This is a genomic window from Streptomyces sp. NBC_01508 (assembly GCF_045040315.1).
In the GTDB taxonomy this organism is placed as follows: Bacteria; Actinomycetota; Actinomycetes; order Streptomycetales; family Streptomycetaceae; genus Streptomyces.
Genome location: NZ_CP109419.1, coordinates 1,280,319 through 1,305,051, shown reverse-complemented (window position 1 = coordinate 1,305,051; position 24,733 = coordinate 1,280,319). Strand labels below are relative to the sequence as shown.

15 protein-coding genes and 3 pseudogenes are annotated in these 24,733 nt (G+C 71.8%); 9 read left to right on the top strand and 9 right to left on the bottom strand.

Features of this window, described 5'->3' with window-relative positions; all coding sequences use genetic code 11:
- Positions 1–66: 66 nt before the first annotated feature.
- Positions 67–648, bottom strand: coding sequence for a TetR/AcrR family transcriptional regulator (locus OG700_RS05860; protein ID WP_405609894.1), 582 nt, complete (start codon positions 646–648; stop codon positions 67–69).
- A gap of 87 nt (positions 649–735) precedes the next feature.
- On the opposite strand from OG700_RS05860, the gene OG700_RS05855 reads away from it, so the two are divergent.
- The 3 genes from OG700_RS05855 (at position 736) to OG700_RS05845 (ending at position 5,224) form a co-directional block, all read left to right on the top strand.
- On the top strand, positions 736–2,130 hold the full coding sequence (locus tag OG700_RS05855) for an MFS transporter (protein WP_405609891.1): 1,395 nt from the start codon (positions 736–738) through the stop codon (positions 2,128–2,130).
- 311 nt (positions 2,131–2,441) lie between these two features.
- Positions 2,442–3,554 carry a ribosome small subunit-dependent GTPase A gene (gene rsgA, locus OG700_RS05850; RefSeq protein WP_405609888.1) on the top strand — a complete coding sequence of 371 codons (1,113 nt, stop codon included), beginning with the start codon at positions 2,442–2,444 and terminating at the stop codon, positions 3,552–3,554.
- A gap of 176 nt (positions 3,555–3,730) precedes the next feature.
- The gene (locus OG700_RS05845; RefSeq protein WP_405621480.1) at positions 3,731–5,224 is read left to right on the top strand and encodes a DNA-3-methyladenine glycosylase 2 family protein; all 1,494 of its coding nucleotides are present in this window, start codon (positions 3,731–3,733) and stop codon (positions 5,222–5,224) included.
- Between the two features lie 9 nt (positions 5,225–5,233).
- Here OG700_RS05845 and OG700_RS05840 read toward each other — a convergent pair whose 3' ends face one another.
- Entirely contained in the window at positions 5,234–5,608 is a 375-nt protein-coding gene (locus OG700_RS05840) for a PPOX class F420-dependent oxidoreductase (RefSeq protein ID WP_405609885.1), read from the bottom strand.
- 254 nt (positions 5,609–5,862) lie between these two features.
- Positions 5,863–7,028: pseudogene (locus OG700_RS05835) on the bottom strand (IS701 family transposase).
- A 276-nt stretch (positions 7,029–7,304) separates the two neighbouring features.
- Here OG700_RS05835 and OG700_RS05830 point away from each other — a divergent pair.
- Positions 7,305–8,306, top strand: a complete 1,002-nt coding sequence (locus OG700_RS05830) for an ArsR/SmtB family transcription factor (protein WP_405609882.1) — start codon at positions 7,305–7,307, stop codon at positions 8,304–8,306.
- 31 nt (positions 8,307–8,337) lie between these two features.
- Here OG700_RS05830 and OG700_RS05825 read toward each other — a convergent pair whose 3' ends face one another.
- Positions 8,338–9,756: an N-acetylmuramoyl-L-alanine amidase gene (locus tag OG700_RS05825; RefSeq protein WP_405609879.1), complete on the bottom strand. Its 1,419-nt coding sequence runs from the start codon at positions 9,754–9,756 to the stop codon at positions 8,338–8,340.
- 350 nt (positions 9,757–10,106) lie between these two features.
- On the opposite strand from OG700_RS05825, the gene OG700_RS05820 reads away from it, so the two are divergent.
- Positions 10,107–10,937: a M23 family metallopeptidase gene (locus OG700_RS05820; protein WP_405609876.1), complete on the top strand. Its 831-nt coding sequence runs from the start codon at positions 10,107–10,109 to the stop codon at positions 10,935–10,937.
- Between the two features lie 63 nt (positions 10,938–11,000).
- On the opposite strand, the gene OG700_RS05815 is transcribed toward OG700_RS05820, so the two are convergent.
- Positions 11,001–13,376 carry a glycosyl hydrolase family 95 catalytic domain-containing protein gene (locus OG700_RS05815; protein WP_405609873.1) on the bottom strand — a complete coding sequence of 792 codons (2,376 nt, stop codon included), beginning with the start codon at positions 13,374–13,376 and terminating at the stop codon, positions 11,001–11,003.
- Between the two features lie 296 nt (positions 13,377–13,672).
- Positions 13,673–14,492 (bottom strand): annotated as a pseudogene (locus OG700_RS05810) (NAD(P)-binding domain-containing protein); the annotation flags it as partial.
- On the opposite strand from OG700_RS05810, the pseudogene OG700_RS05805 reads away from it, so the two are divergent.
- Positions 14,491–15,162 (top strand): annotated as a pseudogene (locus OG700_RS05805) (BTAD domain-containing putative transcriptional regulator); the annotation flags it as partial. The pseudogenes OG700_RS05810 and OG700_RS05805 sit on opposite strands and share 2 nt — an antisense overlap.
- Before the next feature lie 180 nt (positions 15,163–15,342).
- Here the strand turns inward: OG700_RS05805 and OG700_RS05800 are convergent.
- Both OG700_RS05800 and OG700_RS05795 read right to left on the bottom strand, forming a co-directional pair.
- Entirely contained in the window at positions 15,343–15,825 is a 483-nt protein-coding gene (locus OG700_RS05800) for a DUF456 domain-containing protein (RefSeq protein ID WP_405609870.1), read from the bottom strand.
- A 57-nt stretch (positions 15,826–15,882) separates the two neighbouring features.
- Entirely contained in the window at positions 15,883–16,890 is a 1,008-nt protein-coding gene (locus tag OG700_RS05795; RefSeq protein ID WP_405609867.1) for a helix-turn-helix domain-containing protein, read from the bottom strand.
- 483 nt (positions 16,891–17,373) lie between these two features.
- Here OG700_RS05795 and OG700_RS05790 point away from each other — a divergent pair, with 483 nt between their 5' ends.
- Positions 17,374–18,975 (top strand): protein phosphatase 2C domain-containing protein, encoded by a 1,602-nt coding sequence (locus OG700_RS05790; protein WP_405609864.1) that lies wholly within the window; start codon positions 17,374–17,376, stop codon positions 18,973–18,975.
- 112 nt (positions 18,976–19,087) lie between these two features.
- Complete coding sequence (locus OG700_RS05785) at positions 19,088–20,836, top strand: pyruvate dehydrogenase (protein WP_405609861.1); 1,749 nt, start codon at positions 19,088–19,090, stop codon at positions 20,834–20,836.
- Positions 20,837–20,854: 18 nt separating this feature from the next.
- Here OG700_RS05785 and OG700_RS05780 read toward each other — a convergent pair whose 3' ends face one another.
- On the bottom strand, positions 20,855–23,959 hold the full coding sequence (locus tag OG700_RS05780; RefSeq protein ID WP_405609858.1) for an alpha-mannosidase: 3,105 nt from the start codon (positions 23,957–23,959) through the stop codon (positions 20,855–20,857).
- A gap of 222 nt (positions 23,960–24,181) precedes the next feature.
- Between OG700_RS05780 and OG700_RS05775 the strand changes: the two genes are divergently transcribed.
- Entirely contained in the window at positions 24,182–24,598 is a 417-nt protein-coding gene (locus OG700_RS05775) for an ATP-binding protein (protein WP_405609855.1), read from the top strand.
- Positions 24,599–24,733: the final 135 nt, after the last annotated feature.

Here is a 24,733-nt window from a genome sequence, read left to right as displayed (position 1 = left end):
CGCCCGGCGGTACGTCCGCCGGGCGGCGTACGTGTCCGGCCTGTCCGGCCTGTCCGGCCTGTCCGGCTATGGGGCCGCGAACGCGGCCAGGATCGTCAGTGAGACCGTGCGCGCCGCGTCCTCGGGCTTCAGACGGCCCGCGTTGATCTCGTCGGCCGCACCGTGCAACACGCTGTGCAACGTCGCCACCAGCCAGGACGTCGGCAGGTCCGACCGGAACACGCCCTCTGCCCGGCCACGGGCCAGCAGCCGTTCGGCGCGTTCGGCGGGTCCGGCGTGCAGATCGCGGATCCGGGCCGCCGACAGTTCCTTCTGCGCGGCGACCAGGAGAGACCGCGACTGCTGGATCAGCCGCCAACTGGTCGCGACGAGCCGCTCCAGTGCCTCGCGGGGGTCTCCGTCGAGATCGAGCGGTTCGAGTACCGCGTCGCCGTGTTCCAGCACCCGGGCCATCGCCGCGTCCACGAGGTCGGCGCGTGAGGCGAAGTGCCCGTAGAGCGTCACCCGTCCCACCCCGGCCGCCTTCGCGATCTCCGCCAGCGTCGTGTCGGGGCGGCGCGCGAGGCAGTCGACCGCGGCGTCCAGGATCGCGTCGATGTTGCGCTGCGCGTCGGCCCGCCGGGCGGGCGGGGGCGGCGACGAGGCCATGCGTCCTCCTTGAAATCAAACACTGTTGTTTGAGTTACGCTACCAGTCGAGCTAACTCGAACATCAATGTCTGACTTAGGAGAAGCAGTGGCCGATCAACGGATCACGACGGAGCCGGGAGCGCGCGCCCACGCGCGCCGGTGGCAGACGCTGGCGCTGCTCGGCGTCGCACAGTTCATGCTGATCCTCGACGTCACCGTGGTGGCGATCGCACTCCCGCACATAGGCGCCGACCTCGATCTGTCCCGCTCCGCGCTGACCTGGGTGGTCAGCGCCTACACGCTGGCGTTCGGCGGTCTGATGCTGCTCGGCGGTCGCGGCGCCGACCTCTTCGGGGCCCGGGGCCTCGTCCTCGCCGGGCTGGCCACCTTCACGGCGGCCTCACTCGCCGTCGGCCTCGCCGGCACCGGCGAGGTGCTGATCGCCGGCCGGGTGGCGCAGGGCGTCGGCGCGGCCATGCTCTCGCCCGCGGCTCTCTCGGTCGTGGTGCGGCTGTTCGAGGGGGAGGAGCGGAACAAGGCGCTCGGTATCTGGTCGGCGCTCGGCGGCAGCGGCGCCGCCGTCGGTGTCCTGCTCGGCGGTGTGCTGACCGCGGGGCCGGGCTGGCCGTGGGCGTTCTTCGTCAACGTGCCTGTCGGCGTCGCCATCCTGGTGGTCCTGCCCCGCTTGCTGCCGTCACTGCCGCGGCCCGAGGGCGGGCGCCCGCGCCTCGACGTGCCGGGTGCGCTCCTGGTGACCGGGGCGACCGGCGTGGGCATCTACGCGCTGATCAACGCGGGCGACCGCGGCTGGGGCGCCGCGAGCACGCTCGGCCTCGCCGCGGCCGCGGTCGTGCTGTACCTGGTCTTCGGGGCCTGGCAACGAGCCGCGAAATCACCGCTGATGGACCTCGGCCTGCTGTTCCGCCGCCCAGTGACGGCGGGTACGTTCGTCATCCTCACCGGCACGGCGCTGATGGTGGCGGTCTTCTTCCTCGGGTCCTTCTACTTGCAGGAGTACAGCGGACACGGCGCGCTGGAGACGGGGCTGCTCTTCCTCCCGGTGGCGCTCGCCACGATGGCCGGTGCCCACACGGCCGGCCGCGTCATCGGCGGCCTCGGCGCCCGCCCGGTGGGGGTGACCGGGATGGTGATCGCCGCGGCCGGGCTCGTCGTCCCGGTGCTCTGGGCCGGAACGTTCGCCGTCGTCATCGGCGTCAGCCTGGCCGCGGCCGGGATCGGCTCGCTCTTCGTCGTGGCGTCGGCGACGGCGCTCGGCCAGGTCGAGCCGCACCAGGCCGGGCTCGCCTCGGGCATCGTCAGCACCTTCCACGAGTTCGGCGCGTCGATCGGCGCGGCCGTCGTCTCCAGCCTCGCGGCGGTGAGCCTGGCGGGCGGCACGGTTGCCGGGTTCGAGCGGGCCTTCACCGTCTCGGCCGTCGTCGCGGCCCTGGCGGCGGTCGTCGTCGCGCTGCTGATCCCGGCGAAGCCGGGCCGCCACTGACCCACCGGCGAGGTGAATCAGCGCCCGGCCCACCACAGTGGGCCGGGCGTGTCGCCACCGGCGCCGGAAAAATGGGTGGCGGGCCCCGTACGGAAGGGACTAGGTTCCCTCGTGTTCCTGACGGACCGACCAGGTCCCGTCGGCCGTGTGTGTGATCCAGGAGGTGTGTACCGATGGCTGTTTCCGCGATGGGCGTTGCCCGCAATCAGCTGATCGTTCATGTCACCTCCGTGGTCTCCGGCTGACCTTCTCCTTCTTTCCGCGCCCCTATCGGTGCGCGCGCCGGGGCCGCCCTTGTGAAGGGTTTCCCGTTGTCTTTCTCTCTCGCCTCTCATGAGGCTTCCTCCGCTGCGCATCCGCTCGCCCCGTACGGCTGGGACGAGGGCTGGGAGGCGGAGTTCACCCCGTACGCCGCGCAGGGCCTGCTGCCTGGCCGTGTCGTGCGGGTCGACCGGGGGCAGTGCGATGTCGTCACGCCCGGCGGCACGGTGCGGGCCGACACCGAGTTCGTCGTTCCGCGCGACCCGCTGAAGGTCGTGTGCACCGGGGACTGGGTCGCCGCCGACCCCGGCAGTGACCCCCGGTACGTGCGTACGCTGCTGCCGCGTCGCACCGCTTTCGTACGCTCCACCTCGTCCAAGCGCTCCGAGGGCCAGATCCTCGCGGCCAACGTCGACCAGGCGATCATCGCCGTACCGCTCGCCGTCGAGCTGGACCTGGGGCGGATCGAGCGCTTCCTCGCCCTGGCCTGGGAGAGCGGCGCGCAGCCGCTCGTCGTGCTCACCAAGGCCGACCTCGTACCGGACCCGACCGGTCTCTCGTATCTCGTCGAGGACGTCGCGACCACGGCGCCCGGCGTGCAGGTGCTCGCCGTCAGCGCGGCCACGGGGGAGGGCGTCGACGTGCTGTCCGCCGTCGTCGGCGGCGGTACGAGCGTGCTGCTCGGTGTCTCGGGCGCCGGCAAGTCGACCCTCGCCAACGCGCTCCTCGGCGAGGACGTCATGGAGGTGCGGGCCACCCGTGACATCGACGGGAAGGGCCGGCACACCACGACCACCCGCAATCTCCTCGTGCTGCCCGGCGGCGGCGTACTCATCGACACACCCGGACTGCGCGGTGTCGGGCTGTGGGACGCCGGGCAGGGCGTGGGGCAGGTGTTCGCCGAGATCGAGGAGCTGGCCCAGGGGTGCAGGTTCCACGACTGCGCCCACGGCAGCGAGCCGGGCTGCGCCGTGCTCGCCGCGCTGGCGGACGGTTCGCTGCCCGAGCGGCGGCTGGAGAGCTACCGCAAGCTGCTGCGGGAGAACAAGCGCATCGTCGCCAAGACCGACGCCCGCATGAGGGCGGAGCTCCGGCGTGACTGGCGGCTCAAGGGCGCGGAGGGGCGCGCGGCGATGGAGGCCAAGCGCGGGCGTATCCGGTAGGCGCGTTCGTTCTCGATGCCGGACGGGCCTTGAAGCCCGTCCGGTGTTTGAGGGCAGAACACAACGGTCCGTCCGGTGCTTGAGGACGAACCGGCCCGCCGGACGGACCCGGTGAAACCTCTCCGTCCGAATCCCGCGAGTGCGGTCCTCGGCGGCGGCGCACACTGGACGGTGTGATGGACGAAGAGACCAGGTACGAGGCGGTGGCCAGCCGCGACGCGCGGTTCGACGGCGTGTTCTTCTTCGCCGTCGAGACCACCGGCATCTACTGCCGGCCCAGCTGTCCGGCGGTCACCCCGAAGCGGAAGAATGTCCGCTTCTACCCCACCGCCGCCGCGGCCCAGGGCAACGGCTTCCGCGCCTGCCGCCGGTGCCGGCCGGACGCCGTGCCCGGGTCTGCGGAGTGGAACGTACGGGCCGATGTCGTCGGCCGCGCCATGCGGATGATCGGCGACGGGGTCGTGGACCGCGAGGGCGTACCCGGACTGGCCGGGCGGCTCGGCTACAGCGCCAGGCAGGTCCAGCGCCAGCTCACCGCCGAACTCGGCGCCGGGCCTGTCGCCCTCGCCCGCGCGCAGCGCGCGCACACCGCGCGGACGCTGCTCCAGACCACCGTCCTGCCGGTCACGGAGATCGCCTTCGCCGCCGGGTTCGCGAGCGTGCGGCAGTTCAACGACACGATCCGGCAGATCTACGCCCGCACACCCAGCGGCCTGCGCGCCGAGTCCGGCCACGGCATGAGCGGCGGCACCAGCAGGGGCATGCGCGGCGCCGCCCGCCCCGGCCCCGCCGGCACCCCCGCCGCGCCCTCTCTCGCCGGTATTCCGCTACGGCTCGCCTACCGCGGCGTCTACGCGGCGCGCGCCATGTTCGACCTGCTCGCCGACGAGGCCGTGCCCGGCGTCGAGGAGGTGATCGGCGAGCCGGGCGCGCGCACCTACCGGCGCACCCTGCGCCTGCCGCACGGCCCCGGTGTCGTCTCGGTCGACGAAGCGCCGCCGTCCACCCACGGCCCGCGCGCCGGCTGGCTGGAGGCCCGGATCCACCTCACCGACCTGCGCGACCTCACCACCGCCGTCCAACGGCTGCGCCGGCTCCTGGACCTCGACGCCGATCCGTACGCCGTGGACGAACGCCTCCGCGCCGACCCGCTCCTCGCCCCCCTGGTCGAGGCCCGCCCCGGCCTGCGCGCGCCGGGAACCGCCGACCCCGACGAGTACGCGCTCCGCGTCCATCTGGGCCGCGCCGGGGCGTCGCGCCTCGTCGCGGCGTACGGGGACCGGGTCGCGCAGCCGTGCGGCACGCTCACCCGGCTGTTCCCCGCGCCCGCCGCGCTGGTCGACGACCCGGCGGCCGGCCGGCTCGCCACCGCCCTCGCCGACGGCACCGTACGGCTCGACCCCGGTGCGAGCCGCGAGGAGGCCGAACGGGCGCTGCTCACCGTGCCCGGCATGACGGCGCGGACGGCGGCGCTGATCCGGATGCGGGCGCTGGGCGATCCGGACGTGGCCCCGGACGGCGAGCGGGATCACGCGGCGTGGCGGCCGTGGCGTTCGTACGCCGTAAGTCACCTGCGCGCCAACGCCGCGAACGCCGCGAGCGCCGCGACCGACGCGAACGTCCCGAGCGCCACGAGTGCTGCGACCGACGCGAGCGCCACGGCCGCCTGAGAGCCGCGGTCAGCTCACGTCCTCCAGCCCCCAACTGTGAATCTTCCGGGGATGGATCCGGATCAGCTCTTCGCTGAAGTGCGGCCCCAACTCGTGCGGCCCGGTGAGCAGTTCGGCCTCGCCCCGGATGTCCACGCCCCGCACCTTCCACGGCTTGACGCTCACGACGTCGTCCACCACCAGCGCCACCCGGGGATTGGACTGGAGGTTCCGCCACTTCTTGGTGGTGCCCAGCGCGTACCCGCCGACCAGGATCGTGCCGTCCGCCTGCGGGAAGAAGCCCACCGGATTGGCCTGCGGCTGGCCCTTCGGGTCGACGGTCGCCATCCTGCCCAGCCGCTGGGAGGAGAGGTACACGCGCTCGGCCTCGCTGAATTCGGTCATGCCTCCAGCCTCACACGCCCGCGACCGCGATGACCGCGCGACCCGTCCCAGCTTGCCGGGAGGGGCACTAGTACTGCAACCGTGTTTGCTGTGACGATGGTTTAGTCACGGGCTGTGGCCTCGTCGTTTGTAGTGGCTGACGCGTGCTCGGTGCTGTGCTCGTCGCCGCCAGTGGGACCAGTGCAGGACCTGGGCGAGTGAGGGCAGGAGTCGTGCGGTGAGGTGGGCGGTCAGGCGGCGGATTTCGGGCAGGCTCAGTGGGACAAGGTACTGGTCAGCGGATCGTGAGCCCCCTTTTTCAGCTCCTGCGCACGGACCGTTGCCAGGTAGGCGTGGGCCGCCATGGCCAGCGTGATGTGCCGATACCAGGCGTGGTACTTGCGGACCTGGTAGTGGTCCAGGCCGCACTCGTTCTTCGCGGTCTGGAAGCATTCCTCGATCGTCCACCGGCGGCCGGCCACCACCAGCAGTGTGTTCAAGGTGGTGCCCTCGGGTGCGAAGCACACGTAGTAGGCGATCCCGGTGGGATCGGTGACGCTGCGACGGGCCAGAACCCAGTGCTCGACGCCCTCCTCACGCCAGGGCCGGATCGGTGCCCGGGCCCAGTCGTAGACCCGCTCGCCGTGGGCGCCCGACCCGCACGAGCGGCGTTTCCATGCCTGTCGGGGCAGGCCCGCCACCAGTTCCTCCACGACATGGTCCATGCGGGAGGCGGTTACGACAGTGTCGGTCCGACGGGTGGCCAGCACGTGGAACACCCCACGCTGTTCCAGCCAGTAGCGCAACCCCTTGACCTGCCCATATGCCTCGTCGGCCGTCAGCCACGCGAACGGCACCCGGGCTGCGAGGGTCCGTTCGATCATGGCCTTGGCGTGCTCGATCTTCGTGGCGAAGGTGACCTCGTCGGGGATCGCCGCGGTGCGGCAGCGGTCCCGGTCCTCGGTCCAGGACGCGGGCAGGTACAGCTCCCGGTCGATCAGCGTGTGGCCGACCTCGGTGGCGTAGGCCAGGAACGTGCCGACCTGGCTGTTCTCGATCCGGCCCGCCGTGCCCGTGTACTGGCGCTGGACACCGGCCGAGCGGACCCCTTCTTCAAGAACCCGGTGTCGTCCACGACCAGGATCGCCTGCCGGTCACCGAGATGTTCCATCACGAACTCCCGCACATCGTCGCGGACTTCGTCGGCATCCCAGTCACACGTATTGAGCAGCCTCTGCAAACGGTCCGGCCGGTCATGCCCCGCGCGCTCAGCGACCGTCCACGCGTTCTTCCGCTCCAGCGACGACACCAACCCGCGCATGTAAGCCAGCGCCGACTCGCGGGGCTCCGAACGCTGAAAACGGTGCACAAACCGCTCGTGCACCTCTTCCAGCCCCACCGCCCACCGCCGCACGTCACCGATTTCGAGGTCCCCACCCATGACAAGCACAACGACCACGACGTCACGTCGTCACTGCAAACGCGGTTGCAGTACTAGGGCGTGTTGCGAAAGTCCCGCCTGGCCGACGACGCCTGGCACGCGCACTCGCCGCGTTGTCGGAATCATCCAAGTACGTCCAGTACGAGAACGATCCTCCGCCTTGCGATCGCACGCACCAGACGCCGTCGGCCCCGCCCTTCGGGCGGACGGCGCTACTTTCGCAACACGCCCTAGAATCCGGGCCCTGAACGCACAGGCTTTCCGGGGGAGTCCAAGGTGCTGCGAGTCGATCTCCGCGGACGGGAGTTGAACCGGCTGCGCGTGGCGGACGGCGCCGACGCCCTGTGGGAGGCCGCGCTCAGCCTCCATCTGCTCCAGAACCGGCACGTCCCGCCCGCCTTCGCGCCCTGGCGGCGTGAGGTCCGCGCGGCCCTGGAACGCGCGCAACTCGCCGCGCTGGTAAGGGAGTTGACGCTGCTCTGCCCGTCGGCCGAGTACTTCCCCGACTTCCTCACCCCCGGTCGCGGCGAGCTGGACCTCGACATCGGTGTGGACCGGCTGCTGTCAACTCCCCGTCAGCGCCTGGCCGCCGACCTCACACGACTCCACGCGCGCAGACGTGGGCCGGTCCCGGCCACCGTACGGCGGCTGGCCGAGGGCGACGCGGAGGCGCTGCGCTGGCTCGGATCGGCGCTGCGGCGCTACTACTCGGTCGCCGTGGTGCCGTATCTGCCCGCCATCCGCGCGCAGGCCGCGGCCGACCGTTCCCGGCGCGCCGAGGCGGCGCTGACCGGGGGAGCGGAGGGGCTGGTGGCGAGCTACGAGTCCATGCCCGGCTGGCGCTGCGAGGAGGGCATCCTGCGCACGCCGTACCCCGTCCACCGCGAACTCCAGCTGTCCGGGCAGACGTTGACGCTGATTCCGGGCTTCTTCTGCGTGGGTACGCCGCTGGCCCTGGTCGACGACGAACTGCCCCCGGTGCTGGTCCACCCGCTCTCCCCGGCGCCGGGCTGGCTGGTGCGTTCCCGGCAGGGTGGGGCGACGCCTCCGGTGGCCCAGCTGATCGGCACCTCGCGCGCCCGGCTGCTCGAACTGCTCGACCGGCCGATGACGACGACGGGTCTGGCGGGGGCGCTGCGGATGGCTCCGTCGACGGCGAGCCGCCACGCCTCCGTACTGCGCGAGGCGGGCCTGCTCACCTCCCACCGGCACGGCAACCGGGTGATGCACCACCGCACTCAGCTGGGCAAGGCGCTGCTGGACGGCCCTGCCCCCTGAGGCGGTGATGCGTCAACCACGGCCGAAACGCTCAGCAGTTGGGCACACCCGGCAGCCACGCGTCCGAGACGTCGATGAAGATGTTCGAGATGTAGCCGCCGTAGTCCGGCAGGTACGACCACGCGTCGTTGCTGTATCCCTGGTAGTTGACCAGCTCGCCGCGCTTCTGGCACTGGACCTTGACCGACGTCGGCCCGGCCAGTCCGGCCACCTGCGCCGAGGTGGTCGCCGCCTCCTGACGGATGCTCACGCCGCTGCCCCACGTGGGGAACGAGCTGCCACCGGGACCGGGGCCGGGGTCACCGCCGCCGCCGTTGACGAGGGACATGTAGTAGTCCCAGTTCCAGTTCGCACCGGGGTCGGTGTGGTCGTTGCCCGGCACCTCGCTGTGGCCGACGACGCCCGCGCGGGTCCGCGGGATGCCGTACTTCGAGGTGAGGTGACGGGTCAGCGCGGCCGACGAGCGGTACATCGAGTCGGTGAACCAGGACGGGTCGGCGACGAAGCCCTCGTGCTCGATGCCGATGGAGCTGGCGTTGGCCGAGCGCGCGTGCCAGGCGGTGTTGGCGTCGCGGACCGTCTGGGTGACCTGGCCGTCCGAGGAGCGGATCACGTAGTGGGCGCTGACCTGCGAGGACGGGTTCTGGAACCAGCTGATGGAGCCGGCGTACGACCCCTGGGTGACATGCACGACGACCTTGTTGATCGCCGCCGTACGGCCGCTCTGGTAGTTCGACGTGCTCGCCGGGACCCACAGGGCCGCCGGGTAGTCGTCGCTCAGCGCGCCGAGGTCGGAGGTGACGCTCGCGTACTTGCCGCGGTCCGGTGTCACCTTCCGCGCCTCGACGAGGATCTGCTCGTTACCGGCGGCCTGCGCGCGCAGTCCCTTGTTCAGCAGGTCGTACGCGGTGTCCGCGTACAGCCGCGCCGTCCGGTCGTTCGTCGCGGCGCCGTACTCGGCGGCGACCGGGTACCACTCGGCGAGCGAACCGCGGTCGGCGGCGTCCATGCCCTGCCCGTCGGCGACGGCGCGCAGGACGGCGGCGCCGCCGCGGATGTTGGCCGCCGTGTCCTTCTTGAGTTCGGCCACGGACGCGCCGGTGAGCCTCGCGGCCCGCTCCAGCGTCCGGTGCTTCGGCTGGCTGACCAGATGCATCACGCCGTAGCCGTTGGCCTGACTCGGTCTGCCGCCGTGGCCGTCGAGGTGCGTCTCGCCGTATCCGACGGCGACGAGCAGATCACGGGGTACGCCGAACTCGGCGGCGGCCTTCGAGAACGCGGTGTTCATGGCGCCGGAGCCGGCGTCCGGGGCGGCGCCCGGCCCGGCCGCGGAACCGCCGCCGGGGTAGGGCGCGGCGGTCGCCGGCTGGCCGGTGAGGGCCAGCGACGCGGCGACCACCGTGCCGAGGAGCGCGGCCCGGCCGCGTTTCCAGCCTGTCCTGAAGGTCATCGAGGTCATCGGTCTTCTCTCCGCTCTGTGGTGCGCGGGTGGGGGACCTACGCGCACAAGTGGGGGCAAGGCGGGGTGAGGAGCTGTCAACTCCTGCGGCATGCAGGTGACTTGTGAAGTTGTGTCAGTGGGGGTGGGCGGGGGTGGGCAGGCGGGACGCACTCTGCCGCACCTGCGGCGTCGACGCCATGGTGGAGTGTCAACTTGTCAGGGGCAAGACATTTCAGCTCCGACGAAAGGCGCTGCCCAGCCGTTGTGAGGCACTGCGCCCGTCGCTACTTTTGCCGGGTCTCGCAGCGGTCGCGGCCCGCCCGCCCGATCGGCTGCTTCCCCCACACCCGGGAGCACTCGTGACCCGTCTCAGACGCCTATCGACCACATTCGCCGGTGCGCTCCTCGTACTCGTCGGGATGCTGACCGTACCCGCCGGCGCGGCCGAAGCCGCCGAAGCCAGGCCCGCCGACACGGTCGCGGCGGCGGCGGGGCCCAACTTCAAGGCCCCCTACCCCTGCGGGCAGCGCTGGACCTACAGCCACCACTCCGCCGAGGTCCGCCGCGCGCTGGACTTCGTACGCGCCGACGGCGGCACCACCAACGGCACCCCGGCCCTCGCGTCGGCCGCCGGCACCGCGACCCGGCACAGCCAGCCCAGCGGCGCCGGCAACTACATCTCCATCGACCACGGCGGCGGCTGGACGACGTACTACTTCCACCTCGGCTCCTACTCGGTGGCCAGTGGACAGTTCGTCAACCAGGGCCAGCAGATCGGCACCACCGGCTCCAGCGGCAACTCCTCCGGCCCCCACCTGCACTACGAGCAGCTGCTCAACGGCGTCGGGCAGAACATCGTCATCAACGGCGGCGGCCTCCCCTACCCCGGCAGCTACAACCAGCACTTCCTCACCAGTGACAACGGCTGCGGCCCAGGCGGCGGCACCCCCTTCACCACCTGGGGCACCGGCGTCAGCGTGCGCGCCGACGCCCGGCTGAACGCCGCCGTCGTGACCCGGCTGGCCGGCCCCACCAACGTCCACGTCCTGTGCCAGAAGCAGGGCGACACCGTGAACGCCGAGGGCTACAGCAACAACTGGTGGAGCAAGCTGCGCGACCAGGGCGGCTTCATCTCGAACATCTACGTCGACCACCCGGCCGCCCAGCTCCCCGGCGTCCCGCTCTGCTGATCCGCCGATCGGCCGATTCGCCGATTCGCCGATCGGCCCCGTCCTGTCCGGCGGCTCGGGCTCTCAGGAGGGCAGCCCCCACCGAGCCGCCGGAGCGTTCGGTTCGACCGGCCGGATACGCAGGTCCGGCCGGTCACCGGCCGCGGTGATCAGCGCCGCGTCCCCCTCGCGCAGGTCGATCCGTACGGTCCCGTCGGCCGACTCCTCGTACGCCAGCGGCCGGCCCCGCCGGTCACGCACGTCGACCGGCCCCTCGATGCCGTGCCGTACGACGCACGGCGCGCCCGCCTCGCTGGCGATCCTCACCCAGCGGGTACGGCCCTCCTCGCGGACCGCGCTGAGCAGGAAGGCGCCCTGCGTACGGAAGTCGTGCACCACCAGCTCGCGCCACTCGGCGGGCACCGCGGGGAAGACCCGCACCACACCGCCCCACGACTGGCAGACCATGTCGTGCAGCGACTGGGCGGCCGACAGCGGGGTCTCGATGACCGGACCCGACTCCTTGTACATCGTGTTGGGCTGGATGAAACGGCTCATCAGCTCGCCCAGATGCCCGAGCGCGTCCTCCCCCTTTCCCAGCAGCGCCGACATCGAGGCGGCCCCGGTGAACGTGTAGCCCTGGAGCGCGCCCTCGAAGCTGATCCAGTGCGCGAGGGACGTCTCGATCAGCGCGCGTTCCTCGGGGGTGCGCCCGGTGACCTCGTACAGCGGATAGACCGCGAGCAGATGCGAGTAGTGCCGGTGCGACTTGGCGAACGGCACCCGCGCGCCGATCATGAAGCCGTTGTCGTCGGTCGGATACGCCACCAGCTTGGCCACCACCTCCCGCCAGCGCGGCGCCAACGGGTCCTTGACGCCCAGCAGTTCGGCGGATTCGAGCAGCGTGCGGCAGCCCCAGCGCAGCAGCATCAAGTCGTAGTTGCAGTCCGGGGAGTTGACGCCGTACTCCGGCGACGACGTCGCGGGCAGATGCAGCTTGCCGTCCGGCCCGGGGTCGAGGAAGTGCAGGTAGTAGTTGACGGCCTTGCGCAGCAGCGGGAACAGGACGTCGCGCAGGATCGACTCGTCCATCGTGTGGCGGTAGCTGAGCCACACGTTGTGCAGCGCCCAGGTGAGATTGCCGACCTCGGGTGTCGGTGGGTCCTGGCCGGGCACACCGACGCCGAATCCCTGGTCGGGCGGGGTGGGGCCGCCGTTGACCAGCCGCGCGTCGGTGGTACGGGGGACGGCGGCCGAGTCGGTCCGGTACGGCGTCGGGACCTCCGCCGTGAGCTGGTCCCGGAACTCGCCCAACGCGCGGGTGACGGCGTCGAGTTCGAGATGGTTGGAACCGTGGATCAGCCAGTATTCCAACTGCACGTTGAGATTCCACCAGGTGGCCGGCCAGGGCGTGCTCTCCAGCCACGGCCCGCAGGTCGCCATCACGGGCGCGTCCCCGCGGGCGGCGGAGGCGACCTTGTAGAGCTGGATCCAGTAGAAGCTCTGCAACCGCGCGTCGGGCAGTGAGAGGAAGCTCTTGCGGTAGAAGCGCTGCCACCGCACGCGGTGCGGCAGGACGAGGAGGTCGTACGGCGCGAGCGCGGCGGCCCGCACCGTACGCAGCGCCCGGTCGCGTGCCGTGGTGCGCGGGTGGGAGTGCGCCACCGACACATACAGCGTGCGGCCGCCGTTCCGCTCGCGCTCGCGCCACGCGGTGACATGCTGGCCGCCCGCGAGCAACGGCTGGACGGCGGCCGTCAGTTGGCCGAGCCCGTCGCCGTGCTGCTCGATCACGGCCGGTGGATTGGCCGCGTACCCCTCGGGGGCCGGCTTGTGCGCGGCGCGCGGACTGATCGACTCGGCCGGGTGGAAGACCCAGCGGAAGTCGCGCTCGCCGCCGCTCGGCGTGATCTCGACCGCGAGGACGGACGTCGCCGTGTGGACGAACGCGCGCAGCCGCAGCGTGCCCTTGTCGGTGGTGAGCGTGCCGGTCAACTCGGCGTCACGGAGCCGCAGTCGCCAGTCGACACCCGTGATCGTGCCGACGGGCTCCAGGGTGAAGTGCCCGATGGGCAGCCGCGCGAGACCGAACAGCGAACCGAACTCCGGTCGGTGGTCCTGCACTTCGGAGTGCTGGACATTGAAGCGCACCGCGTTCTCGCCCGGCTCGGCGTAGATGCCGGAGCCGAGGAAGCCGTTACCGAGGAACGGTCCCTCGAACCACGTCGCGGGCATCCTCCGCCAGAGTGGATCGGCGTCGTCCAGGACACCGCGCCAGCTGTCCTCCGCCGCGTGCGGTTCGACGGCGGCGAGGGCGGGTGCCGCGGGTGCGGGTGGCGACGGCGTACGGGAGGCCCCCGCCGCCCGCGCGGGGACGGCGGCCACGCCCCCGGCGACGAACGCGCCGCCGATCGCGGTACCGCCGGCGAGAACGTCTCTTCGGGACGGGGTCGTTGCCATGGCGCCTCCCGGCAGGTTTGACGGCTCTGACTATGCCGATTCATCCGAGCTATTCCTGGACGGAAGGTAGACGCGGGGCTGGATCGCGTCAATATGGTGGGAGAGATCCGATGTGTAGTCGAGGCTGGAGGCACCGCTGCGGGCAGCCTTCCGGCGCTGCGGCGCTGCGGTGCTGCGGTGCTGCGGTGCTGCGGTGCTGCGGTGCTGCGGTGCTGCGGTGCCGCGGTGCCTCGTGCTCTCAGCAGCTCGAACACGCTGGAGATGCTGTCCTGCCCGTGGCCGTCGGCCGACCGCCTGTCGAGCAGGGCCTTCAGCGGCTCATGGACGTCGGTGGCTATGCCGCCGGCTCTGCTGAGCTCGATGAGGCTGTCGACCCCGGTCCGGTTGAGGTCGACCGTGGAGACTCCGCCCGCATACGCCGCTTCTCCCGCCTCGCGCGCCAGTTCGGGCAGGAACCCGACTATCCCGTAAGCCATGGGCCGCCAGCGGGGCGAACACCTCGGGGCTGGTACCGACCGGGTCGAGCACCGCCGCGGCGTGCAGAAACCCGGTGAGGGCCGCGTACCCCGTGCCCAGCAGAGCCAGGTCGTGGATCTCCGCGGAGCCGGGGTCGGTGCCGAAGTAGTGGGCCGGCGCCATCACTTCCAGCTCGCGCCGGTACGTGGTGAAGGCACGCTGGGCACCGCTGTAGAGGAAGAAGCCCTCCGAGGTGGCGACGGTCTCGGGGATGGCCAGCATGGCGCCGACTACCAGTGAGCCGGCCGCGACCGCCTCTTCGACGGTCGCCGCACGGACGGCGCCCTGGGCGACGAGTGCGTCGGCCTTCGCGGCGGAGCGGTTCCAAACGGTCGTGGCGTAGCCGGCGGTGAGGAATGCCTGGGCGAGCCGGCGAGCCGGGTCCCCATCTGTCCCAGGCCGATCACCGACACCGTGGACTGCTCGTGGTTCTCGTTCTCCGACATGAGGTGTCTCCTCGCCCGTTGTCTCTTCGGCTGACCGCACCGGACGGTTCGTTCGGTGTGCCCTCACTGTGCCGACCGGCGCTGGCGGGACTCTGTCGGTGCGCTGTCGGTTCCCGGACGGCGGCTGCCGGCCGGCCGGATACCGTGCGGCCATGTACTTCTCGGTGCTCGGCCCGCTGACCGCCTGGACAACTGCCGGCCACCCGGTCGACGTCCCTGAGGCGAAGGTGCGCGCCTTGCTGGGCGTTCTGCTCGTCCACGCGGGACAGCCGGTCTTGGCCGACCGGCTCGTGGACGATCTGTGGGGCGAGCGTCTGCCGGGAAATCCTGCCGGTGCCCTGCAGACGAAGGTCTCGCGGCTACGCCGCGCCCTGGCACGGGCCGAACCCGGGGCCGAGACGCTGGTGGAGTCGAGGCCCCCGGGATATCTGCTGCGTACGGGCCCCGGGGATGTGGACTCCCACCGGTTCACCGACCTGACCACCACCGCGTACGGCACCGAGGACCCGCGCACCCGGGCGGATCTGCTGACCGAAGCTCTGGAGCTGTGGACGGGGGAAGCCTTCGCGGACCTGGGTGACCTGGAGTTCCTGCGCGCCGCGGCCTAACGCCGTGACGGGCAGCGCCTCACTGCCCTGGAAACGCTCACCGAGACCCGCCTCGAACTAGGCCAACACAGCACGATGATCGGGGAGTTGGGCGAGCTGGCGGTCCGCCACCCGCTGCGGGAGCGACTGCGCGCCGTCCAACTGCGGGCCCTGTACCGGGCCGGGCGGCAGTCCGAAGCGCTGTCCATGTACGACGCGTTACGCAGGCAGCCGGCCGACGAACTAGGTCCTGTGCGGCGGATCTTCGGGGGTCCGGGTCGCCTGGTGCGGCACATCGCTTCGTTGTCGGCGTTTTCGAAGGCATCCGAGTACGTCCAGTACGAGGCCGATCCTCCGCCTTGCGACGCACCGCACCGGACGCCCCGGGCCGATCCCCGAAGATCCAAACGAAAGACCCTAGCCCCAGATCATCACGCCGAGCCAGGCGCCCGCCACGAGCAGGCAACAGAACAGTTCCACCAGGACCGGATAGCCCGCCGACCGCATCACCGCACGTGTCGAGGCCCAGCCGTCACGGTGGCTGCCCAGGCGGGCGCGCTCGACCGCGTAGATGCCCCCGACGAAGGCCGGCACCGCACCCAGTACCGGCACCACGAAGAAGCCCACGATCCCGGCCAGCCCGCCGGCCAGCAGTGTGCGCCGCCGGGTGCCGGTCTCGCGGGTGCGCCGGGACGGCAGCAGGGGTCTGAGGGCCTGGTTGAGCAGCAGCAGGGCCGTGGCCGCGATCAGTACCGCCCAGGCGGTGGCCGAGGTGGTGCTCAGCGCCCACCAGACCACGGCGGCCCAGACGATGGCGGGTCCCGGCACCCCGGGAATCAGCACGCCGATGACGCCCAGCAGCATGACCAGACCCACCAGCACCAGCTGCCACACGTCCATCTGCCAAGAGTGCCGGATCCCGGTCCGAGCGGCACGCGGGCGGCTCGCCCCGTCCGCTCACTCCCGCGGCTCGCGCGCCACCCAGCCCTTCTCGTACGCGTGCCAGCCCAGCTGGAGCCGCGTCGTCACACCCGCCAGCTCCATCAGGCCCTTCACCCGGCGCTGCACGGTCCGCAGCCCCAGATCCAGCTGTTTGGCGACGCTCGCGTCCGTCATCCCCGCGAGCAGCAGCGACAGCACCTCCAGATCGGTCTCGCCCGGCCCCTCGGCCGTGTCCTGGGCCACCGTCATCCCCGCGCCGCGCCCGCCCGGCACCAGCCGCAGCGGCAGCGCGTCGCGCCAGACCGCCTCGAACAGCTCCGACAGCGACTCCAGCAGCCCACTGGCGTGGACGACCAGGGCCGCGGGCTCCGCGTCGCCCGCCGTCAACGGCACCATCGCCAGGGCGCCGTCGGCGATCATCAGCTTGGTCGGCACCCGGTCCACGACCCGTACGTGCTCGTCACGGCCGAGAGCGGCCGCCAGCTCGGTGATCCCGTCGGGCAGCGACAGCACCTCGCGTTCGATCACCACGCGGTAGCGGACGCCGCGCGTCACCACCCGCTCCTCGGACTCGTTGTCGATCCCCGTCACCACCACCGGCCGGCCGGTGACCAGCGCGCGGATCTCCTCGGTCGCCCCCAGCTGGAGCTGGTGGAAACGGTGTGCCACCGCGCTCGCGCCCGTCACCACCTCGACCAGATCGTGCACGGCGGGACCCGCCGACTCCGCGCGGTACTCCTCCGCGAGCAGCACGGCGGCCAGCTCGGCCCGCTCCAGCTCGTGGCGCTGCTGGGTGAGCAGCGCGCCCAGGGCGACGGCGGGCGGCGCGGCCACCCAGCGCCCCGTCCTGGCCGACGACTGCGCGGCGAGCCCCTGCTGCTCCAGTCTGCGCAGCGCGCGCTCGGTGTCCTGCTCGGGCAGCGCGAGCCGATGCGCCAGGTCGGCGGCCTCGGCGGCGCCGAGCGCCACCAGTGCCCGATACGCCGACTCCTGTCTCTCGTCGAGACCTATTGCTCCCAGCACCCCTGTACCCCTCCCCGGACGGACGTTCAAACCCGGCGGGGTGTGGCGGATACCGGCCACGGCGTAAACCCGCCGCGCACATCATCCCCGCACCACACGTCACTCTGCCAATGTGGCGACATTGCCGGATCAACAGGCCTCAGGGATATGCCCTGGTCACGTCGGATCGGGCCGGCTCGGGCCGGTGCGTGTCCGTCTTCGTACGCCCGATAAACTGACTAGCCGGACGTTCCTGTCGAACCCCGACGAGTCATTACGATTCGAATCGGCGTACGGTCGACTTTACGGCCGGTCTCCGGCCCCGAATCCTGGTCGGCGCACCTGGTGCGCTCCGACCTGCCGAACGTCCGCCGGGCGTCCTTCCCGTGGGGGGTGGGGCCGCCCGGCGGACTCGGGAACATCCGGCCGTGCGGTGATCCGGCCCGTCTCTTATTTTTCCCGGTGTCCCGTTTTCTGACGCCTCGTGCGGTCGACAATAGGAGCATGAGCCAGCAGGGGGACCGGCCCGCCACCACCGACGACTGGTGGGGCCGGCTGTACGACGAGTCCGCACCCGACACCGGCCCGGCCGAGACGCCGGACGACACGATCGACGACCGTTTCGACTCGGCGACGGACACGCTCGGCGCAGCGGCCACCGGCAGCGCGCCACACACGCCACACATGCCACACATGCCGGACGCGCCGGACGCGCCGGACGCGACGTCGCGGCTGCGGTACGGGCACGCGGTCGACGCGATCGGTGTGGCCGACGACGACGAGGACGATGACGCGGACGCCGAGGACGACGTCGGCGACGACGGGCCGCCCGTCTCGCGTCCACCGGCCTGGTGGGAGGCGCGCGGCGGCTACCCCGCCGCACCGACGCCCCCGCCCCCGCAGGTATCGCCCCCCGCGCCGAGCCCCGCCGCGCCGGCCCCCCTCACGCCCCGGCCACGGGCGCCGTGGGAGCCGCCGCCCGCCGCGTTCGACCCCGGCGCCGTCGATCCGGCGCCACCGCTGGTCACCGCCCCCGCACCGCCGCCCCCGGACCCGCGTGCCGCCGCTCCCGAGGCCCCGCCGGAGCCGCCTCCACCCCCACCTCCGCCCGCTCCCGCCACCCCCCTCGGCTACGTCGGCGACAGCCCGCCCACCTACGACGCCGAGCCCATCGCGCTGCCCGCCACCGATGCCGAAGGGCTCGACCGGCTCGTCGCCGACACCGTGCTCGACGGCGCCCAGTACGGCACGTACACCCTGCGTGCCGTCTCCATGCGCGGCGATTCGGCGCGCTATCGGGGCGAGCCCCGCAGGGACGCCCTGCTCACCGCCCGCTTCGGGACCGGCCCGAGCGCCCTCGTCCTGGTCGCCGTGGCCACCGGGGCGCGCGCCACCGAGGGCGCGCACCTGTCCGCCGCCGACGCCTGCCGGTGGATCGGCGGCGCCGTGGGCCGCAGCTACAGCAGGCTCGCCGAGGACATAAGAGCCGGCCGCCGGGGCGATCTGAAGTCCGGTCTGCACCGGCTCACCGACCGTACGTACGGCAAGCTGCGCGCCCGCGCCGCCGAGTTGGGCCGTGAACCGGAGGACTACACCGCGAGCCTGCGCTGCCTGCTGCTGTCCGCCGACCCCGACTGCCGGACCCGCGTCTTCTTCGGCGTCGGCGGCGGCGGGCTGTTCCGGCTCAGGGACGGCGCCTGGCAGGATCTGGAGCCGCTGGTCCCCGAGCCCTCCGCCGTCAGGGGCGCACCGGTCGTCGGCTTCGGCTCCGCGCCCGCCCCCGCCGAACGGACCCCCGAGGGCGACCGTCTCACGATGGACCTGGAGATCACCAAGCCTCCCGGGCCGCTCGTGGAGGCCCCCGTGCCGCCCCCGCCGGAGCCGTTCCGCTTCCGCGCCTCGGTCGCCCGTCCGGGCGACACGCTCCTGCTGACCAGCGTCGGGCTCGCCGAGCCGCTGCGCGGCGAACCTGCCCTGGGCGACGAGCTGGCCGCACGCTGGGCGTCCGCCGGGCCGCCGGGGCTCGCCGGGTATCTGTCGGACGTCCGGCTGCGGGTGAAGGGGTATGCCGACGACCGTACGGCCGTGGCGGTCTGGGAGGCGTAACCGCACGGGGCGTGGGTTGATGGACAGCGGGTGCCGGAGGGGACCCACGGGCCGAGACCGCTCGGCCCGCCTCCCCGGCGGCAGAATCCCGGCAGCAGAAGGGCGCGCTTCCATGGCCAGGCAGAACGTGGCGGAGCAGTTCGTCGACATCCTCGCCCGCGCGGGCGTGCGCCGGTTGTACGGAGTTGTCGGCGACAGCCTCAACCCCGTCGTGGACGCCATCCGGCGCAACGCGGCCATCGACTGGGTCCAGGTCAGGCACGAGGAGGCGGCGGCCTTCGCGGCGGGCGCCGAGGCCCAGCTCACCGGCAGGCTTGCCGCCTGCGCCGGCTCCTGCGGGCCCGGCAATCTGCATCTCATCAACGGCCTGTACGACGCGCACCGCTCGATGGCCCCGGTCCTCGCGCTCGCCTCGCACATCCCCACCGGCGAGATCGGCCTCGGCTACTTCCAGGAGACGCACCCCGAGCGGTTGTTCGAGGAGTGCAGCCACTACAACGAGATGATCTCCAACCCCGAACAGATGCCCCGGCTGGTCCAGACGGCCATCCAGCACGCGATCGGCCGGGGCGGTGTCAGCGTGGTCACCCTGCCCGGCGACATCGCCTCCCTGCCCGCCCCGACGAAGGCGATCGAGCACGCCCTGGTCACCTCCCGGCCGACGGTGCGGCCCGGCGATCTGGAGATCGACAGACTGGTCGACATGATCGACGAGGCGGACCGCGTCACGCTCTTCTGCGGCAGCGGCACCGCCGGGGCACACGCCGAGGTCATGGAGTTCGCCGAGCGGATCAAGTCCCCGATCGGCCACGCCCTGCGCGGTAAGGAGTGGATCCAGTACGACAACAAGTTCGATGTCGGCATGAGCGGACTGCTCGGTTACGGCGCCGCCTACGAGGCCACCCACGAGTGCGATCTGCTCATCCTGCTCGGCACCGACTTCCCGTACAACGCCTTCCTGCCCGACGGCACCGACGTCAAGATCGTCCAGGTCGACGTCCGGCCCGAACGCCTCGGCCGGCGCTCCCAGTTGGACCTCGCGGTCTGGGGCGACGTACGCGAGACGCTGCGCTGTCTGACGCCCCGGGTGCGGATCAAGAACGACCGCCGGTTCCTGGACAAGATGCTCAAGAAGCACGCCGCCGCGCTCGAAGGCGTCGTCAAGGCATACACCCGCAAGGTCGACAAGCACGTCCCGATCCACCCCGAGTACGTCGCGTCCGTGCTGGACGAAGTGGCCGACGACGACGCGATCTTCACTGTTGACACGGGGATGTGCAATGTTTGGGCCGCCCGCTATCTGTCGCCCAACGGCCGCCGCCGCGTGATCGGTTCGTTCAGCCACGGCTCGATGGCCAACGCGCTGCCGCAGGCCATCGGCGCCCAGTTCATCGACCGGGGGCGCCAGGTCGTCTCGATGTCGGGCGACGGCGGGTTCACCATGCTGATGGGCGACTTCCTCACCCTCGTCCAGTACCAACTGCCGGTGAAGATCGTCCTGTTCAACAACTCCTCACTCGGCATGGTCGAGCTGGAGATGATGGTGGCCGGTCTGCCGTCGTACGGCACCACCAACCACAACCCCGACTTCGCCGCCGTCGCCCGTGCCGCCGGGGCGTTCGGCGTCCGGGTGGAGAAGCCCAAGCAGCTCCCGGGCGCGCTCAAGGACGCCTTCAAGCACAAGGGGCCGGCCCTGGTCGACGTGGTCACCGACCCGAACGCCCTGTCCATGCCGCCGAAGATCAGCGCCGACATGGTCCAGGGCTTCGCGCTCTCCGCCGGGAAGGTCGTGCTGGACGGCGGGGTGGGCCGCATGGTGCAGATGGCGCGCTCCAACCTGCGCAATCTGCCGCGACCCTGACCCCGCCGGCCGACGGCGCTACGCGGGCGTGAACCGCAGCGTGAGGATCTGGAACGGCCGCAGCGCGATCCGCAGACCGCCCGCCCCCGTCCCCGCCTCGTGCAGCGGGCGCTCCAACAGGTCGGTGACATGGGCCTGTACGACGGGGAAGCCGGTCCGCAGCATCGCCGAGGCCCGGTCGCCCGCCGACTCGTAGAGCCGTACCACCACATCACCGCTGCGGTCCTCGGCGAGCTTCACCGACTCCACCGTGACCGCCGGATGGTCGACGGAGACCAGCGGCGCCGTCGGGGGCGCCACCGCGACCCGCAGCGGCAGATTGAGCGCCAGGCCCTCCCGGACCGCGTCCGTCACCTCGGCGCCGGGCACCAGGGCGTAGCGGAACGTGTGCGTGCCCAGATCCGTCTCCGGGTCCGGGCTGTGCGGCGCCCGCAGCAGCGTCAGCCGTACGGTCGTCCCCAGCCCCTCCTCGTGCGCGGTGCGCGTCACATCGTGGCCGTACGTCGAGTCGTTGACCACCGCCACCCCGTAGCCGGGCTCGGCGACCCGCAGCCAGCGGTGCGCGCAGATCTCGAACCGGGCGGCGTCCCAACTGGTGTTGGCGTGCGTGGCCCGGTGCACATGCCCGAACTGGATCTCGGCGGTGGACCGTTCGGCGTGTACGTCCAGCGGGAACGCCGCCTTGAGGACCTTCTCGGACTCCTGCCAGTCGACCTCGGTGACGATGTCCACCCGCCCGCTGCCGGCCGCGAGCCGGATCTCCTGCACGATCCACGACGAGCCGAACGTACGGACCACCCGCACCGTCGCCCGCAGCGGCCCCTGCTCGACCAGTTGCACCGACTCCGCCGTCGTGAGGTCGGTGTGCCGGTGCCGGTAGTGCCGGTCGATGTCCCAGGCGTCCCACTGGTTGGGGTGATCCGGGTGCAGCTGGAGCAGATTGCCCCGGCTGCCGGGCGCCAGGACCTCACGGTCGGCCGTCAGATCGCGTACGGAGGTGAGCAGCCCGTCACGGTCGACGGTGACCCGCAGCAGCCCGTTGTCGAGGGTGATGTCCGAGCCGGCGGCGCGTGTCGTGACGTCCGGGGTCCCGCCCGCCGGTTCGGCGGCGGCCAGTCCCGTCGCGCCCAGCGCGGGCACCCGTACCAGGGCCGCCGACCGCCCCTGGCTGTTCAGCGCCTGCGTCGCCGCGCCCTTGGTGACGGCCGCGGTGTCGGCCTCGACGATCTCGGTCCGCTCGTACGGCGAGGAGTTGAGCACCGCCGTACCGCCGCCGCCGAGCGCCGCGACCGCCGCCGCCGTGATCTCCGTCAGCTCCTGTCGCACCGCCGCGTAGGTGTCCCGTGCCTCCCGGTGCACCCACGCGATGGACGAGCCCGGCAGGATGTCGTGGAACTGGTGCAGCAGCACCGTCTTCCACAGCCGGTCCAGCGCGTCGTACGGATACGCGTACGACTCGGTGCGCAGCGCGGCGACCGTCGCCCACAACTCGGCCTCCCGCAACAGGTGTTCACTGCGCCGGTTGCCCTGCTTGGTCTTCGCCTGCGTCGTGTACGTCGCCCGGTGCAGCTCCAGATACAGCTCGCCCGACCAGACCGGCGCCTTCTGTCCGTACTCCTCCTCGGCGGCGGCGAAGAACGCGGCGGGCTTCTCGATCTCGACGCGCGGCGAGCCCTCCAGGGACTTCAGCCGGCGCGCCTTCTCCAGCATCTCGCGGGTGGGACCGCCGCCGCCGTCGCCCCAGCCGAACGGGACCAGTGAGCGCGACGCCCGGCCCTTGTCGGCGAAGTTCCGTTCGGCGTGGGCCAGTTCGGACGCGTGGAACTGCGCGTTGTAGGTGTCGACCGGCGGGAAGTGCGTGAAGACACGCGTGCCGTCGATGCCCTCCCACCAGAAGGTGTGGTGCGGCATCTTGTTGGTCTGGTTCCACGACAGCTTCTGCGTGAGGAACCACTTCACGCCCGCCAGCTTGGCCAGTTGGGGGAACGCGGCCGTGTAGCCGAAGGAGTCCGGCAGCCAGATCTCCTGCGTCTCGACCCCCAGCTCCTCCCGGAAGAACCGCATCCCGTGCACGAGCTGCCGCGCCAGCGCCTCGCCGCCCGGCATGTTGGCGTCCGACTCCACCCACATCGAGCCCACCGGCGACCAATTGCCGTCCGCCACGGCCTTCTTGATCCGCTCCCAGATGTGCGGCTGGTGCTCCTTGACCCACGCGTACTGCTGCGCCTGCGAACAGGCGAAGACCAGCTCTGGGTACTCCCCGGCGAGCGCGGTGACATTGGCGAACGTCCGCGACGCCTTCCGCACGGTCTCGCGCAGCGGCCACAGCCACGCCGAGTCGATGTGCGCGTGCCCGGCCGCCGACACACGGTGGGCGCTGGGCGCGGCCGGACTCGCCAGGACTTGTGCCAGCTCGGCGCGGGCCGCCACCGCCGTACCCGCCACATCGTGCAGATCGAGCGCGTCCAGCATGTTCTCCAGGGCGCGCAGGATCTCGTGCCGCCGCGACCGGTCGGCGGGCAGCTCCGCCATCAGCTCGGACAGCACCTCGATGTCGAGCACCAGATGCCACACGTTCTCGTCCAGCACGGCGATGTCGGCGGCGGCGAACGTGTACAGCGGGCTGTCACCGGCGGTCCGCACGTCCCCGAGGGCCGACGGCATGAAGTCGCCGGGCATCGACGGGTTCGCCGCCGCTTCGAGGAGCAGATGGACCGCCTCACCGCCCTCGGCGGGCGCGCCGACCGGGATGTGCCGGTTACGCGGGTGTACGCCCTTGATGGGCACGCCGGCCGCGTCGTAGACCATCCCCTCCGCCTGGAAGCCGGGTCCCTCGCCGGTGAAGCCCGGGTCGATCACCACCTCCACACGGAGCCCGGCGTACTCGTCCGGCACGGAGCCCGTCAGCCGGAACCAGCTGGTGGACCAGGGTGGACCCCACGCCGTCCCGGTCTCGAACGGCGCGTACGTGCCCTGGAGAGCCTGCTCCACGGGCACCGGCTCGCCCGGCACCTCCCAGACCGAGAGGGCGAGCGGCGTCCGGGCCGCGTACTGCGCGGGGCGGATGAACTGGCGAAGGGCGCGCTCCAGGCGGCCCTCCACCAAGGTGCGGTCGTCGTGCATCAAGGCTCCTCAGGTCTACGGCTCAGCCTTTCGGAACGGCAGACTCCAGGTGTCCGGCCGATCTCGCAACCCCTCACTTCCCACCAGAAGCACCAGGCACTCACTGTCACACCGTCCCGCGTCGCCATGAGTGGCCGGTGGCGAGTGGGGAATGCATCTGGAGGAGAGCGTTCAAGAGACGAAGCTCGCACAGGCAACGGGGGCATGGGGGAGATGGGGGACATGAACGGCACGGGGGAGCAGACACGGCTGCTGCGCAAGCAGTTGCTCCGCAGAGTGGAGAGCGCCGATCTCACGGCGGTGCCCGAGGTGAGGCACGCCCTGCGCGAGCTGCTGAGCCATTGGCGGGAGCGCGAATCGGCGGAGGTGGCGGAGCTGCTCACGAGCGAGCTGGTCACCAACGCGCTGGTGCACACCGAGCACGGAGCGGTGGTCAAGGCCACCGTCGCCGATTCCCGACTACGGGTGGAAGTACGGGACTTCGTGGACGCCCCGCCCACGCCGAACGCGCCGACCGAGGACGACGGGACGCACGGGCGGGGGCTGGTCCTGGTGGAAGGACTTGCCGACGCCTGGGGAGTGCGGTCCCAGGGGCTGGGCAAGATGGTCTGGTTCGAGCTGAACGGCGCGACGGCCTGAGCGGCCCGACCAGGACCGAGACGGCCCGACCAGGCCGGACCAGACCAGGCCCGGGACGGCGGTGCACGACGGCGACGGCAGCGCACGACCAGGACGGCATGGGACGACGGATCGGCGCGACGGTCTCCCGTCACG

Excerpts from the sequence above, each read along its gene's own strand:
- OG700_RS05775 (WP_405609855.1), top strand. The coding sequence starts at position 24,182 with ATGAACGGCACGGGGGAGCAGACACGGCTGCTGCGCAAGCAGTTGCTC.
- OG700_RS05825 (WP_405609879.1), bottom strand. The coding sequence starts at position 9,756 with ATGACCTTCAGGACAGGCTGGAAACGCGGCCGGGCCGCGCTCCTCGGC.
- OG700_RS05840 (WP_405609885.1), bottom strand. The coding sequence starts at position 5,608 with ATGACCGAATTCAGCGAGGCCGAGCGCGTGTACCTCTCCTCCCAGCGG.
- OG700_RS05800 (WP_405609870.1), bottom strand. The coding sequence starts at position 15,825 with ATGGACGTGTGGCAGCTGGTGCTGGTGGGTCTGGTCATGCTGCTGGGC.
- OG700_RS05785 (WP_405609861.1), top strand. The coding sequence starts at position 19,088 with ATGGCCAGGCAGAACGTGGCGGAGCAGTTCGTCGACATCCTCGCCCGC.
- OG700_RS05860 (WP_405609894.1), bottom strand. The coding sequence starts at position 648 with ATGGCCTCGTCGCCGCCCCCGCCCGCCCGGCGGGCCGACGCGCAGCGC.
- OG700_RS05790 (WP_405609864.1), top strand. The coding sequence starts at position 17,374 with ATGAGCCAGCAGGGGGACCGGCCCGCCACCACCGACGACTGGTGGGGC.
- OG700_RS05845 (WP_405621480.1), top strand. The coding sequence starts at position 3,731 with ATGGACGAAGAGACCAGGTACGAGGCGGTGGCCAGCCGCGACGCGCGG.
- OG700_RS05780 (WP_405609858.1), bottom strand. The coding sequence starts at position 23,959 with ATGCACGACGACCGCACCTTGGTGGAGGGCCGCCTGGAGCGCGCCCTT.
- OG700_RS05815 (WP_405609873.1), bottom strand. The coding sequence starts at position 13,376 with ATGGCAACGACCCCGTCCCGAAGAGACGTTCTCGCCGGCGGTACCGCG.